The sequence below is a fragment of the Sphingomonas sp. DMC6 genome (assembly GCF_056314225.1).
Genome location: NZ_JBQUYT010000004.1, coordinates 96,858 through 111,169, shown reverse-complemented (window position 1 = coordinate 111,169; position 14,312 = coordinate 96,858). Strand labels below are relative to the sequence as shown.

At 66.4% G+C, this 14,312-nt stretch carries 11 protein-coding genes; 4 read left to right on the top strand and 7 right to left on the bottom strand.

The window, feature by feature from the left end; all coding sequences use genetic code 11:
- Positions 1-135 precede the first annotated feature (135 nt).
- Positions 136-699 carry a PEPxxWA-CTERM sorting domain-containing protein gene (locus ACT53M_RS11120; protein ID WP_476233390.1) on the top strand — a complete coding sequence of 188 codons (564 nt, stop codon included), beginning with the start codon at positions 136-138 and terminating at the stop codon, positions 697-699.
- Here ACT53M_RS11120 and ACT53M_RS11115 read toward each other — a convergent pair.
- Entirely contained in the window at positions 677-1,753 is a 1,077-nt protein-coding gene (locus tag ACT53M_RS11115; protein WP_476233388.1) for a carbohydrate porin, read from the bottom strand. The two genes, ACT53M_RS11120 and ACT53M_RS11115, sit on opposite strands and share 23 nt — an antisense overlap.
- Positions 1,754-2,052: 299 nt before the next feature.
- On the opposite strand from ACT53M_RS11115, the gene ACT53M_RS11110 reads away from it, so the two are divergent.
- Positions 2,053-3,729, top strand: coding sequence for a methyl-accepting chemotaxis protein (locus ACT53M_RS11110; RefSeq protein ID WP_476233386.1), 1,677 nt, complete (start codon positions 2,053-2,055; stop codon positions 3,727-3,729).
- Between the two features lie 7 nt (positions 3,730-3,736).
- Here the strand turns inward: ACT53M_RS11110 and ACT53M_RS11105 are convergent, their stop codons facing one another.
- The 3 genes from ACT53M_RS11105 to modA are packed head-to-tail and all read right to left on the bottom strand — an operon-like array spanning position 3,737 to position 5,785.
- Entirely contained in the window at positions 3,737-4,348 is a 612-nt protein-coding gene (locus ACT53M_RS11105; protein WP_476233385.1) for an ATP-binding cassette domain-containing protein, read from the bottom strand.
- On the bottom strand, positions 4,338-5,024 hold the full coding sequence (gene modB, locus ACT53M_RS11100) for a molybdate ABC transporter permease subunit (protein WP_476233383.1): 687 nt from the start codon (positions 5,022-5,024) through the stop codon (positions 4,338-4,340). Before modB ends, ACT53M_RS11105 begins: the two co-directional genes overlap by 11 nt.
- Complete coding sequence (gene modA / locus ACT53M_RS11095; protein WP_476233380.1) at positions 5,021-5,785, bottom strand: molybdate ABC transporter substrate-binding protein; 765 nt, start codon at positions 5,783-5,785, stop codon at positions 5,021-5,023. The genes modB and modA overlap by 4 nt, the downstream gene beginning before the upstream one ends.
- 95 nt (positions 5,786-5,880) lie before the next feature.
- Between modA and ACT53M_RS11090 the strand changes: the two genes are divergently transcribed.
- A complete protein-coding gene (locus ACT53M_RS11090) occupies positions 5,881-6,339 on the top strand; it encodes a hypothetical protein (protein ID WP_476233378.1) in 459 nt (152 codons plus the stop codon).
- A gap of 24 nt (positions 6,340-6,363) precedes the next feature.
- Here ACT53M_RS11090 and ACT53M_RS11085 read toward each other — a convergent pair whose 3' ends face one another.
- The 3 genes from ACT53M_RS11085 to ACT53M_RS11075 form a co-directional block, all read right to left on the bottom strand.
- On the bottom strand, positions 6,364-7,407 hold the full coding sequence (locus tag ACT53M_RS11085) for a glycosyltransferase family 2 protein (RefSeq protein ID WP_476233376.1): 1,044 nt from the start codon (positions 7,405-7,407) through the stop codon (positions 6,364-6,366).
- Positions 7,404-9,911 carry a DegT/DnrJ/EryC1/StrS family aminotransferase gene (locus ACT53M_RS11080; protein WP_476233374.1) on the bottom strand — a complete coding sequence of 836 codons (2,508 nt, stop codon included), beginning with the start codon at positions 9,909-9,911 and terminating at the stop codon, positions 7,404-7,406. The genes ACT53M_RS11085 and ACT53M_RS11080 overlap by 4 nt, the downstream gene beginning before the upstream one ends.
- Before the next feature lie 155 nt (positions 9,912-10,066).
- Positions 10,067-11,329: an NF038122 family metalloprotease gene (locus tag ACT53M_RS11075; protein ID WP_476233373.1), complete on the bottom strand. Its 1,263-nt coding sequence runs from the start codon at positions 11,327-11,329 to the stop codon at positions 10,067-10,069.
- Between the two features lie 524 nt (positions 11,330-11,853).
- Between ACT53M_RS11075 and ACT53M_RS11070 the strand changes: the two genes are divergently transcribed.
- Positions 11,854-14,286 carry a TonB-dependent receptor domain-containing protein gene (locus tag ACT53M_RS11070; protein WP_476233372.1) on the top strand — a complete coding sequence of 811 codons (2,433 nt, stop codon included), beginning with the start codon at positions 11,854-11,856 and terminating at the stop codon, positions 14,284-14,286.
- Positions 14,287-14,312 lie beyond the last annotated feature (26 nt).

The following is a 14,312-nucleotide window of genomic DNA, read 5'->3' as shown; positions in this document are numbered from 1 at the left end:
GGGCGGCGGCTTTTTCATTGCCCGATCAACGGCATAGAACCACTTCAGAAAAAATCGAGCAACAACGGCAAGTGATGATCCCGGCGCCGGCGGCGCAAGTAAAAATGCCCCGCCCGATGCGAAAAGGGGATCCCCATGTTCAAACATGTACTTGCCTGCGCCGGCGCAATGATTGCGCCCTCGATGGCCCATGCCGACGTCGCCACGATGTTCTACAGCGTGACCGGCACCAATTTCCACGCCGATAGCACGCCCGCCACGCCGGTATTGGCGGACACGGTGCAACTGCGGTTCAAGCTGACCATCGACCCGTGGACCGCGACCAATATCGACGCGACCAATGCCGGGCTGGACATTGTTTCGTTCAACCTGCCCTACAAGCTCTATTATGCCTTTGCCTCATCGGGCATCATGATCATCGCGACCAATCCCCAGCCCGCCGGCTGCGCGATCACGTCCAATTCCTTCTGCGCGATGATCAACAATCCGTTCGGCAGCCGCCCCAAGGTGCTGTCGCTGCAACAGGCGGGCACGCAGGGCAACTGGAGCGGGCGCACCAACAGCGTCAGCAGCTATGCCGTGGTGCCCGAACCGGGCGCCTGGACGATGCTGCTGCTTGGCTTTGGCGTGCTGGGCGGCGCGGTGCGCTATCGCCGGCGCATCGCTCGCCAAGGCATCACAGCGCCAGCTTCAGCCTGAGCGTCGACATCACGACGGCCGGCCCGCCCTCCTCACCGTTGCGGTCGAAGATGACCTGCACGTCCGGCTGGACGGTGAGGCGGCGGGAGACGCGGTCCGAATAGGTCAGTTCGAACGCGGACTCAGCGTTGGCAGCGCGGAGCGCCGTGTCGCGCATCACGCCGCGATAGCCGGACGTCGTGACACCGCGGCTGATGCCGAAGGACAGCGCAGAATCCGGTCTTCCCGGCACCGCGCGCTCGACCAGGAAGCCGGTCTGCCAGCCGCCCTGGAACGGCGTCGTCTTGCCATCGGACAGGCCGATGCGCGCAAACGCCGTCAGCGACCGGCTTTCCTCGCTGCCCGCAAGGTGGAGTTCGGCCAGGGCGTAGCCCCCATGAGCGATGCGCTTCAACGGCGCGCCGTCCGCGCCGGTCTCGGTATAATCGTCCTGACGGTGCGTGTAGCGCCAATAGCCGGCCGCCAGCTTAAACCCCTTGCGCTGCACACCGACCTCGCCGACCAGCAGCGCGCCATAGCGGAAGCTCAGATCAACGCCCCTAGGGTCGCCCAGCGTGCCGGCATTGCCGTTCAGCACCACGGCGCGGACATAGCCCAGGTCTCCCAGATGATGATCGATCCGCACGGCAAGCGCCGTGGAGGGGAAGATCGAAGGACCATTGGGGCCGGTCGCTGCGAATTCGGCGCCGACCCCGTAGGCGGGTGCCAGCAACAGGCCGGCGGCCTCGTTGGCGTAAAATTCGGTGTTCAGATTATAGAGGCCGGCCCGGACGCTGGTGTGCGCGCCGATGTGCTGCTCGATCCACGCCTCGAACAGGCGCAGCCGGTGCGTGCCGACTTCAATATTGTCGACGCCCTGCAACGTGCCGGCGCCGTCATTCGGTCGCGTGCCCATATTGTTGAGCACATGGACATGCGCGGCCGCCTGCTTCCACCCGATCAGCTTGTCGAGATCGCCGTCAGCCACCACGTCGAGATTGTCGAGCGCCCGCAGGCGACCATCCGCACCACCATGCGCGGCGACCGCAAGATCAACCGTTTCAGTAACATGCACTTCAATCGCGCGCTGCGCTTGCGCTGTCGACGCAACCGCCATGACGACAATAAATGCCAGAATAGAGTATCGCACCGCACACAAACCTTCCTCCCCCGCCAATAAATTTAGCTGTCAGGCGCGGTGCAGGTCCGTATCAACGCTATAAAAAGCGGGGATCGACGAATTATTCGTAGTAAATTCGTGAGAAAGGATTCCCAGTCGTGCAGTCCATCGCACATTCGACTCGCAAGATAACCCTCGTTGTTTTGGGAATTTTCCTGCTACTCGGAGCAACCGGAGTCGTCTCAGCATGGCAATTGAGCGCTGCACTCGGCCGTCAGGCCCAGGCTGCGGCGCTGCTGCGCAACCATATGGAAGCCGATATGATGCACGATGCGGTGCGTAGCGACGTGCTCGCCGCGCTCGCATCGACCGATCCCGGCATGCACCTTAGCTATAAGGACGCGCGCAAGGATCTGGCCGAGCATGTCGCGGCGCTACGCAAGGCGATCGACGAAGACGCCGCGTTCCGGGGCAATGCCGCGATCGAGGCCGCCACCGCCAGCATCGCCGAGCCGATGAAGGCCTATGCCGATGGCGCTGCGCGCATCACCGAAATGGCCACGACCGATCCAGCCGGCGCGCGCCGGATGCTCCCTGCCTTTTTCGACCTGTTCCACAAGCTCGAAGAATCGATGAGCGCGGCATCGGACGCGATCGAAGCGCATTCGACCGCCACCGCCAAATATGGTGAGCGGCTGGGCATCATCGCGATCGTACTGCTGGTCATTACGCTGGCTGCGGCGATCGCCGGGGGACTGGGCATCGCCCGGCTGGTCCGCGCCCGCCTGATCGCCCCGTTGGTGGATCTGGCCGAAGCGGTGCAGAAGCTGGGCGCCGGCGCCGATGCCACCGTGCCGGAGACCGATCGCCCCGACGAACTGGGCGAGCTCGCCCGTGCCATCGGCCATTTCAACCAGCAGGTGCAGGTCGCCGAGGGCGAGAAACAGGCCATGACGGCGCTGATCGTCGAAACGGTAGGCGCCGGCCTCCAGAATCTCGCCACGGGCGATCTGACCGCACGCGTCGATGCCGAACTGACCGGCCCGTTCGCGCGGCTGAAGCGCGACTTCAACGCCGCCGTGGAAAGCCTGCGCGGCCTGATCGGCACCGTTCATACCGGCGCCGGCCATCTCCGCCAGGCCTCACGCGAGATCAGCGATGCCGCCGACGATCTCGCCCGACGCACCGAAGCAACCGCCGCCAGCCTGGTCGCAACCACCCAGACCGTGGGCGAAATCGACAGCCGCCTCAAAAGCTCGGTTCAGGCGGCTACCACCACGGTCGAGCGCGCCGACCACACGATCCACGCCGTCCAGTCGGGCCGCTCGCGGGTTACCAACGCCGTGTCCGCCATGGGCCGCGTGTCAGACAGCGCCAAGGGCATCGATGCCGTAATCGAGGGGCTCGACAAGATCGCGTTTCAGACGCGCGTGCTTGCGATGAACGCCGCCGTAGAAGCAGGCCGCGCCGGCGAGGCCGGGCGTGGGTTCGCCGTCGTCGCCGATCTCGTCTCGGCGCTGGCGATGCGCGCGGAAGAAGAAGCCGGCCGCGCCCGCGACCAGCTCACCGTCACGCAGGTCGAAATCGGCACCGCCGTGTCCGCCGTGCAGGATGTCGACGGCGCCTTTGCCGAAATCAGCGAAAATGCCGCGACGGTGCATCAGCTTCTGTCGCAGGTCGCATCCGACAACCGCGTCCAGTCGCAGGCGATTTCGCGGCTGGGCGAGACGATCCGGACGATGGACCAGAGCACCCAGCAAAACGCCGCGATGGTGGAGGAGACTTCGGCCTCGGCACGCAACCTGTTGCAGGAAGTGACTCAGCTCGCCGATGCCGCCGATCAGTTCGAAATCGGCAGCAAACCGAACGGTTCCGCATCCGCACCTGCACCCCGCCGCCAGACCGAAGCTGCGGGCGTCTGGATGCACTGAGCCCCGGTCAGCCCATCGCGACGATGCGGTCGCCCAGCCGCTCCGCCTCATCGCGATCATGCGTGACCAGCAGGATCGGCAACCCGGTCTCGCGCCGCAGCCCCTCCAGCAGGCCTATGATCTCCTCGCGCCGTGCCCGGTCGAGCGAGGCCAGCGGCTCATCGAGCAGCAGGAATTCGGGTGCGGACAGCAATGCCCGCCCGATCGCCACGCGCTTCGCCTCCCCCCCGGAGAGCGTGCGCGGCCAGCGGTCGAGCAGCCCACCAATGCCGAGCAACGCAATCACCTCCTCGCCCTTCCCCGACGCGTCGCGCGGCCGGCCGTAGAACAGGTTCGCCCGCACCCGCAGATGCGGAAACAGCCGCGGCTCCTGAAACACATAACCGGCACGGCGCGCCTCCGGCGCCAGATCGACAGCCGCGGCCGTAGCGAACAGCGTGCGCGAACCCACCCGCACATGCCCCGCATCGGGGCGCAGCAACCCGGCGACCATGTTGAGCACGCTCGTCTTGCCCGCACCCGAAGGGCCGAACAACACCGTCACGCCGGCGCCGGGTTCGATCCGGCAGGCTATCTCCGCTTCGCCCAGCCGGCAGCGGACATCAACATCAAAGGACATGGCCGCCACGCCCCAATCGTCGCGCAAACCATTCGGAGCCGAGCAGCGCAACCAGTGCTAGCACCACCGAGATGCCGGCAAGGCGCAGCACCTGCCCCTCCCCGCCCGGCTGCTGCAGCGCGGAGTAGATGGCCAGCGGTAGCGTCTGCGTCTCGCCCGGTACGTTGGACACGAAGGTGATGGTCGCCCCGAACTCGCCCAGCGCACGCGCAAAGCCCAGCACCAGCCCCGCAATCACCCCGGGCATCGCCAGCGGCAGCGTCACGCTACGCAGCACCCGTGCGGGCGAGGCGCCCAGCGTCCGCGCCGCCGCCTCCAGCCGGGGATCGACAGCCTCAAGCGACAGCCGGATCGCGCGCACCATCAGCGGCAGCGCCATCACCCCCGCCGCAATCGCCGCGCCGCTCCAGCGGAACAGCACCGTGATGCCGATCAAGCGCTGGAGCAGCGCGCCCAGCGGTCCGGCCGGCGCGAAGGCCAGCAGCAACAGCCACCCCGTCACCACCGGCGGCACCACCAGCGGCAAATGGACCAGCGCATCGAGTAGCAACTTGCCGGGGAACCGCCAGCGCGCCAGCGCCCAGGCCAGCGCAAAGGCGATCGGCAGCGCGCCGAACACCGCCACCAGCCCCACCTTCAACGACAGGGCGACGATCGCCCATTCCTCACCGCTCACAGCGGCGTGAAGCCATAATGCGCGAAGATCGCCTTGCCGGCGCGCGACAGGAGGAAGCGGCGCAACGGCTCGGCATCGGGACTGGTCGCAGCCTTCAGCCGCGCGATCGGATAGCGGATCGGCGGGTGACTGTCGGCCGGGAATATCCCCGCCACCCGTACCGCGCGCGAGGCCTGTGCGTCGGTCGCATAGACGATACCGAGCGGCGCTGCGCCTCGCTCGACCAGCGCCAGCGCCGCCCGCACGCTTTCGGCCCGCACCACCTTGGGCGCGACCGCGTTCCAGATGCCCAGCTTCTCGAGCGCGGCCTTGCCATAGCGACCGGCAGGCACCGAATCCGGATCGGCCATTGCCAGCCGCCCGCCACCCAGCATCGCCGCCAGCGGGGCGCCGGGACGCAGCGCGAGGTTTCGGCGGTCCTCCGCACGTGCGACCAGCACCAGCCGGCCGCCCAGAAACGGTGCGCGCGTGCCCGGTGCGAGCAACCCGCGCTGCTGCAGATCGTCCATCCAGGGCTCGTCCGCCGAGACGAACAGGTCCGCCGGTGCCCCCGCTGCGATCTGCCGGGCCAGCGCCGATGAGGCCGCGAAGGACAGAACCGGCCGCGCATGCCCCGCCCACGCCCAGGCGTCGGCAGCAGCGTCCAGCGATTCCTGCAGGCTGGCAGCGGCCAGCACCAGCGGCGCCCGCCCCTGCGCCCGGGCCGGAAAGGCCAGCGCAGCCCCCAGGCCCGCCATCAGATCGCGCCGCCGTATCAGCATGGGACCGGGGTGGCGCAAAGCGGCGGCGATGGCAAGGGTGGAGGCACGCTGCCTGCCATGCTATCCTGACAGCCCCTGCCGGTAGGAGAGTATCTTTGCCCCTTGCAACCGCCCTTGCCGCGCTCGCCACCCTCACATCACCCGCATCTGCCGCGATTTGCGAAATCGGCCGCGCGGTGTTGCGGGATCTGCCGGCGCTGACGCCCAAGGGCGCGGACGGGACCACCTTTCATCTCGGGGAAAGCGCCACATCGCCTGGCCTGCTGCGCACCTGCCCCGCGCTGCGCGGCGCGCTGCCCGCCGGTTACACCTTGGCGGATGCGGATGCTCGCAAGCGCGCAAGCGAGCATATGCCGCAACCGGGCGTGCCGACGACGCCCGCTTATATCTTCTATTTCGCCCTTCCCAGCATCGATGCCGATGGCAAGGGCGCGCTGGTCAAGGTAACGACCGAGTGCACGGGCCTTTGCGGTGCGAGCTTCGAGATGCGCTATATCCGCACGCGCGATGGCTGGCGCCGCGACGGCGAAGTCCACATCCTCTCGGTTTCTTGACGCCGGTAGACAGGACGCCGGCGCTCAGCGCCGCAGCAACGCCCGAAACCCGCCGATAAGCTGGCTCGCCGCAAGGTCCAGCGGCGCGCCGTCCTTCAACGCGACACCGGTCGGGCGATCCGCCAGCAGCGCCAGCAGCGCCATCCGGCCCGATCGCACGGCGGTACGGCACAGGCGCCACCACAGGCGCGAGATCTGGCGGTCCACCGCCGCCAGGTCCGCCGCATCCCGTCCCTCTCCGAATGCCCCCCTGAGCACGCCGATACCGGCGAACAGCCGGGCCAGCGTCACGCGATCGGGCACCGGCTCCAGCGCCATCAGATGGCGCACGATCAGCGGCGCAATATCGGGCGCATCCTCGCCCATCAGTGCGGCATGGCGTTCGCGCAGCAGCGCCTCGGCATGGGCGCGCATCGTCGCGTTGAACTGGTTCGAGGCACCACCGGCATGCACGCGGTAGCGCAGCAGCACTTCGTCGATCTGCGCCAGCCGGCCAAAGGCGCGCAGCCGGTGATAGAGGTCGAAATCTTCGACATAGCGCAGTTCCGGCCGCTCGAACGGGTCGAGCTGCCGCGCGGCATCGGCACGGAACATCACCGAGGACCAGACGATCGGGTTCTGCACCAGAATCAGCCAGTCGATCAGCCCCGGCGTCAGCGGCCGCAGCCAGCGGCCGGACTCCACGCCCTTGTCGGTCAACAGGTCGGCGGCCGTCGCGACCAGCACCGTTTTCGCATCGGCATCGAGAACCGCCACTTGCCGCGCGAAGCGTTCGGGCAGGCAGATATCGTCCTGGTCCAGGCCAGCGACATAGCGGCCGCGCACTTCGGCAAAGGCGCGGTTGCGCGCCAGCACCGGGCCGCCATTTTCGCTCGCCTCGATCACCCGGATGCGCGGATCGCCAAAGCCGCGCAGCACCGCCGCGCTGTCGTCGCGCGAACAGTCGTCAACGGCGATCAGCTCCCAGTCGGTCCGCGTCTGGGCCTGCAGGCTGGCGATCGTCTCTGGCAGCAAGGCTGCGCCGTTATAGACCGCCATCACCACCGATACGGTGGGCACCGCGCTCATGCGGCGCGGCGCACCGCATCGCCCAGCAGCTGATCGACGATCATCTGGCCGATGTCGTTCTGCCACAGCCACAGGCCATTGGCCTTGCCGCTGAAGCTCGCCTCGCCGCCCAGCGGCCCGTCGGGCACGTGGCCGGAGGCCAGGCCGATCCCATAGACGCCCGGCACCGGCCGCCCATCGGCGTCGATCACCCGGCATTGCTGGTCGACCAGCCGCGGCCGGCCCGGCGCATCGGCCATCAAGGCGATGCGATTGCCTTCCACGTCGTAGAGCGGGAGCGCCCGCGGGCGATAGCCCAGCGCGCCGATCACCACATCGGCAGCCATCAGTTCGGCGCCGATTTCCTCGGCATTTTCGAGCGTCATCCGCCGCAGCCCCATGCGCGGATCGGGTGCACGGCCGCCCACGCCCAGCATCCGCAGCACCAGCTCGCGCGCCTCCAGCCGGAAGCCGGCAAGGCGATAGACGAAGCCGCTGACCGGGCAGATGTCCTCGGGACCGAAATCGGTGAAGCCATCGGCATGGGCTTCCTCAGCCGAGCGATAAAAGGGCCGGAGCGGTCGGCGATGATAGAGGCGCAGCCCCTCCGCCCCCAGCGGCAGCGCCGGTGCGGCCTTCAGCATCAGCGCCGCAGCGGCCATCGCGCTGGTCGAGCCGCCGACGATCGCGATGCGCGGAGCCCGGGTATCGGCAATGCGCGCACGCAGCCGGTCCAGTCCGCCGACGCGGAGGAAGTCGTCGCCCAGCATCAGCCGGTCGCCGGCCAGCTCGCCCAGCGTTGCACCCGCCACCTGTTCACCGGCCACATGCTCGCGCGCCTGATAGCCGCCGGTAGCGATCACGAGGTTGGCCGCGCGCATCACGCGCTCATCGCCGGTCACGAGATTGCGGACGCGCGCCGCCCAGTCTCCCTCGGCGGTGCGCCGCGCCTCGACCACTTCGGACCGGGTGACGACGGCGCCCCCTTCCTCGGCGACGATCGCCCCGAGCCGCGCGCCGGTCGCTTCCAGCAGCGGCGTGGTGCGGGTGAGCGGCACGCCAAGCCGGCCGACATGCATCGCCACTTCACGCCCGGCATGATGCTCGGTCAGCGCGGCAATATTGCCATGCACATTGTCTTTCACCGCGGTCAGGAAGGTCTCGGCCGTGCTGTCGGAGGTGATGGCATAGGTGCCGATCTCACCCCGGCCCAGCACCGCATCGCGCTCGATGATGGCCAGCCCGCTCCGCGCCAACGGCACCAGATGGTCGCCCTTGGTCGCCGCCGTCAGCAACGCCGTACCGGCCGGCCCGCCACCGACGATCAGCGCCGAATGGACCTTGCGACCGCGCCGGTCGACATGAATGCCGTCGAGCCCGCTCGAGCGGCATGCATCCATCAGCGTCTCGCAGATATGTTCGACATCTGCCTCAGTCATCGCGTCGGTGATCGGCAACGACACGATGCGCGCGGCGATGTCATCGCACACCGGCAGCGGCTCGATCATCGCCTGGCCACGGAACCAGGGCTGTTCGGCCAGATGCGGGCTGAAATAATGCCCCGCGCCGATGCCGCGTTCGGCCAGCGCGGCGATGATCGCGCGGCGATGGCCGGCAAAGGGGCGCGGCAGAAGCAGCGACTGGAACTGCAGCGCAGGTCGCGTGCCGCGCAGTTGCTGAAACTCGAACCCGTGCTTGTCGGCAAAGCTGCCCAGCCGGTCGCGATAGACCCGATCCAGCCGGGCGCGGTGCGCCGCCAGCCCCTCAATCTCGCCCAGCTTGGCGGCGGCGAGCAGCCCCAGCACTTCGGGCAGCTTGGCGTTGAGTCCCGGCCCTTCGGCCGATCGGCCACCGGCAAAGCCGAAATTGGTCATCCGACGCAGCGCGTCGATCAGCTCAGCGTCACCACTGTGCACCAGCCCGCCTTCGGCAGTGGCGAACACCTTGGTCGCGTGCATCGAATAAACAACGGCGAAGGGCGCGCCCGCGCCAAATGAAAATCCCTGCGCGTCACGCGCGCCGAGCGACGCCGCCGCATCGACCACCACGCCCACACCGCACGCCTGATACCGGCGATAGCGCGCCAGATCGATTCCCGCGCCAAAGGTGGCATAGGGCACCACAACAGCGATCCGGTCGCCATAGCGGCCAAAGGCAGCGGCTTCGGCCGCCTCGCTCATCGCCCAGTCGTCGGGGTCGCTGTCGCACAGCACCGGGGTCAGCCCCGCCCACTGCACGGCCTGCGCCGTCGCGGCGAAGGTGAAGCTGGGCACCAGTGCCAGCGCGCCAGTGCCCGCACGCGGGCCTGCGGCGTGGCGGATCGCGATCATCAGGCCCAGCGTGGCGTTGCTCACCGCCAGGCTGTCGCCGACACCGCCGAACAGGGTGGCGGTCGCCGCGGCCTCGAAATCGCGCACCACCGGGCCGCCATTCGAATAGATGCCGCGCCCCTCGATCGCTGCAAGCTGGTCGCTCATCGCGCTCAGGCGTGGCGGGTTCGGGGCGATAAGCGGCAGGCGGCGCATGCGAGTCTCCGGTCATCCCGGCCCCCCGGCCAGGATGTTTGCGCCGGAACCTCGCACTTGCGGCTTAGCAAAGGGTAAAACTGGCTTAGACCATGTCGGCGAAGGCTGCGGCGCCGCCCCGTTTTGGGACGGCAGCCGCTCCCCCTGCCCGCCGGTCAGACTGCCGCAGGCACCCGATGCCCGCTGCGTCGGCGGATCGCAGTACCCGCCATGCCAAAACCGATCAGCAGCATCGCCCAGTTCATCGGCTCCGGCACGCCGGTGATCGAGCGATAGATTTGGTCGGTGTTGAAGGTGTAGCCGCGGTTCGCCAGCACATCGACGTTCAGGTTCCAGCCGATTGCATCGAACGCGGCGAGGTCGGTCGCGGCGATCACGCCCATCTCGCCAAAGCAGAAGGTCGGGTCCATCACCCCGATCTGGGCATAGCCGTTGCAGCCGCCGGCCGACGAGGCAGTGTCCTTGAAGTGCGACGCCTGGCGCCCGTCGCCATTATAGGCCCCGGTCGAGAATTGCGACCGGCCGTTGAACTGGGTGAGGCCGCCATCGGTCGAAAAATAGGAAGGCGTGCCCACGCTCCAGTCGAGCGCCGGCCCGCTGCCCGGCACCGCATTGCGCGGATCAGTGCTGTAGCGGAACAGGTCGAGCACCGACCCTGCCGTCTGGTTGTCCCAGTTCACCTGGCTACCGATCGAAGCACCCGGGCCGACGCCCGAATATTGATCGTACAGGTCGACACCGCTGGTGAAGCCCAGCGCATGGCCGATTTCGTGGATGGCCACGCCGATAAAGTCCATCTTCCCGGCGGAAATGCCGTTGGTCGGATCGAAATCGAAGCTGAATGCCGAGCTGAAGGTGATGTTGGCATCCTTGCCCGACAGGCCATAGCCCAGCGCCTTCAGATTGGCCGAGGTCGCCACCAGCCGCGCATTGTCGCGCGTGATGCTGGTGTCGTACTTCACCGAATTCAGGTCGATGCCGGTGCCGCTGTTGCTTGCCGGTCCGTTGCGGATCATCGAAATGCCGTGGATCGCCCCGAACAACGGATCCTGATAGGTTTTCGAGGACAGCGTCGGCAACACGATCGCCGCGTCAAGCGATGACGTGCCGACGTCCTTCAGCGCGCCGATCACATCCTCTGCCGCCACTTCATAGCGGGTGCTGCCGGTCGAACCGATTATGTCCTGGCCCAGCTTGCTATAGCCCACGCCCAGATTGACCGTGACGTTGGTAGTAATCACGCTTTCCCAATAGGCAGCGGCAATTTCGAAGCCCTTCTCCGCCGCACTTCCCTTCACCCCGCCATTGTCGATCAGGTTGATCTTGAGCTGTGCGTGCGCCGGTGCCGCAGCCCCGCCAAGCGCCAGAACCGCCGCACCCGTTGCGGCCAGATGCTTGATCCTTGTCCGGATGGTCATCGCTGTCCCCCATTTTCCGGCGCGGCCCTACCGACACCTTAGATTAGTTAGTAATTTAGCAACCATTCTCGTCAAGAAAATTAATGCGTTATCGCATTGTGTTAATCGCAACCATTATGGAAGAACCGCTCAAAATGGGCGCGATGCGTTACAAATTGTTGCCAAATTTCTTAAGCGCTCGAGGCTAGCCAGAAAGCTGGCGGCGTAAGGTTGGTGAGTGATTTTTCCGGTTCGCCGAGCGCCGCGCCCTGCCGACGCTGAAGCATCATTGAGGACCGGTAACGCTACTGCGGAGAATCCCGGCAGGCTGGCCGCTCAATTCCACACCTGCCTCTCAGGTACAAACGGGGGCGCGCAGTATACCCAAATACAGGATAAATCCTTAGGTCAGTCTCGCCGCGTATCGATCTGCCAACCAAAGTTACCCTCCTATAAGTCACGAAGAGGGATCCGATTTGGTTTGAACAGGTGGAATCGTGCGCTATCCTTTCATTTCACTTCTATTGCTGACTTCCAGTGCCCTTGTGACACCGGCGCATGCCCAGAACGCATCAAGCACGGCGCCTGGCGGGCCAGACAAGCAGAACAACACCAAACCGGCGGCCGAGAAAGAAGTCTTCTCTACCGGTGTGGCCAAGGGTCGCGACCGGCTGGACAGCGCCACGTCAACCAGTTCGCTGAAGGGCAGCGATGCCCAGAAGCTGGGTCCGGTCGGTCTGGCCGACATCCTGCGCACCATGGCGGGCATCCGCGTCGAAAGCGGCATCAGCGAGGGGAACAATAACTACACCGTGCGCGGCCTGCCGATCGGTTCGGGCGGCTCGAAATATGTCCTGCTCGAAGAGGATGGCCTGCCGGTCGTCGAGTTCAACGACATCTTCAACATCGCCGGCGACAGCTTCTTCCGCGCCGACCTCAACCTGGCGCAGATCGAGACGATCCGCGGCGGCTCCGCCTCCACCTTCGCGTCCAATTCGCCGGGTGGCCTGATCAACCTGATCTCCAAGACCGGCGAGGTCGCAGGCGGTTCGATCCAGGCGACGACCGGGCTCGATTACGACCTGAAGCGCGTCGATTTCGACTATGGCACCCCGGTCAGCGACACGCTGCGCTTCCATGTCGGCGGCTTCTACCGCACCGGCGAAGGCCCCCGCACCACCGGCATGACGTCCTTCCGGGGCGGCCAGGTAAAGCTGAACATCACCAAGCAATTCGCCAATGGCTATGTCCGGCTGAACGCGAAGATGCTCGACGACCGCGCGCCCAGCTATGCCACCTATCCGGTGACGCTGACCGGTACCAATGATGCGCCGGTGCTCAGTAATATCGTCGGGTTCGACATTTTGAAAGACACGATGCTGTCGCCCAATATCAGCACGATGCTGGGCCTCGACAGTACCAACCGCGTCACCCAATATTCGGTGAAGGACGGCCAGCACGCCGAAAACAAGTCGATCGGGCTGGAAGCGCAGTTCGATCTGGGCGGCTGGACGCTGAGCGACAAGCTGCGCTACTCGACTGCTTCGGGCCAGTTCCTGCGCGGCTTCCCCAGCACGGTCGCGCCGATCGCGACGGTTGCAGCGTCGCTCGCTGGTGCCGGGGCTACGGCGACCTATGCCAACGGTCCCAATGCCGGCAAGCCGGTGCCCGCCAACGCCAATGGCAACGGACTGCTCTCCAACTTCTACGTCAACAGCTACAATCTGCGCAGCGGCGATCACTTTGCGAATGATTTCCGCGGCACGCGCGTATGGCGCGTCGGCGGCGGCGATCTGACGGTTACCGGCGGCCTGTATGTCGCCAGCCAGACGGTGGCAGCCGATGCGATGCAGGTGTCGATGGTTACCGACGTGGTCGGCGGCGGTCAGGCGGCGCTGGTCAACCTCACCTCGGCCAGCGGCGTCGCCCAGACGCAGGACGGCGTCTATGCCTATGGCCGCAACGGGCCGCGCCTGCGTCGCTCGTTCGACATCGATTACAGCTTCTTCGCCCCCTATGGCTCGGTCAACTACCATATCGGCAAAATCGCGATCGGCGGCAGCCTCCGCTATGACACCGGCCATGCGCGCGGTGTGATGATCGGCTCCGACCTGGGCGGCGGCCGGGTTGGCACCGGCAGCGTCGACATGAACGGCGACGGCAAGATCAGCGCACCCGAAACGCGCACCTCGATCCTGCCGCTCAGCCAGCCGGCGCCGGTGAACTACGACTACAAGTATCTGAGCTATTCGGCCGGCATCAACTATCGCGTCGCCGAGCCGCTGGCCCTGTTCGCCCGCTACAGCCGGGGTGGCCGTGTCAATGCCGACAAGATCCTGTTCACCAACGCGATCACCGCGACCGGGAACATCATCGAGCCGCGCCAGGCCTATGATGCCGTCAAGCAGCTCGAAGGCGGTCTGAAATATCGGCAGAACGGCGTCACCTTCAACGCCACGGCGTTCCTCGCCTATGCCGATGACCATAATCTGCTCAACGGCTCGGTGACCTGGACCAACCGCAAATACCGGACCTATGGCCTGGAACTCGAAGGCGGCGTGAAACGCGGCCCGTTCAGCCTGGCGGCAGGTGCGACCTACACCAAGGCCAAGATCACGCTCGACTTCTTCGACCCGACCCAGACCGGCAAGCAGCCGCGCCACCAGCCCGCCTGGACGCTGCAGGCCAGCCCGCAGATCGATACCCGCCTCGCCACTGTCGGCGCCAGTGTGGTGACGATCACCAGCAGCTATTCGCAGGACGTGAACCAGCTAAAGATGCCTGGCTTCACCACGGTAGGCGGCTTTGTGATCCTGCACCCGACCAAGGCGATCGACCTCGCAGTGACCGGAACCAACCTGTTCAACGCCAAGGGCTTTCTGGACATCAGCCAGAGCACGATGCCGACCACCGGCATCGGCTGGGCGCGTTCGGTGCAGGGTCGCACGGTCGCAGCCTCGGCCCGCGTCAACTTCTGATCTTCCGTCCCTCGGAGACCCCTCCC

Bases quoted from the DNA above. Each gene is read 5' to 3' on its own strand.
- ACT53M_RS11120 (WP_476233390.1), top strand. From the start codon at position 136: ATGTTCAAACATGTACTTGCCTGCGCCGGCGCAATGATTGCGCCCTCG.
- ACT53M_RS11105 (WP_476233385.1), bottom strand. From the start codon at position 4,348: ATGTCCTTTGATGTTGATGTCCGCTGCCGGCTGGGCGAAGCGGAGATA.
- modA (WP_476233380.1), bottom strand. From the start codon at position 5,785: ATGCTGATACGGCGGCGCGATCTGATGGCGGGCCTGGGGGCTGCGCTG.
- ACT53M_RS11085 (WP_476233376.1), bottom strand. From the start codon at position 7,407: ATGAGCGCGGTGCCCACCGTATCGGTGGTGATGGCGGTCTATAACGGC.
- ACT53M_RS11080 (WP_476233374.1), bottom strand. From the start codon at position 9,911: ATGCGCCGCCTGCCGCTTATCGCCCCGAACCCGCCACGCCTGAGCGCG.
- ACT53M_RS11075 (WP_476233373.1), bottom strand. From the start codon at position 11,329: ATGACCATCCGGACAAGGATCAAGCATCTGGCCGCAACGGGTGCGGCG.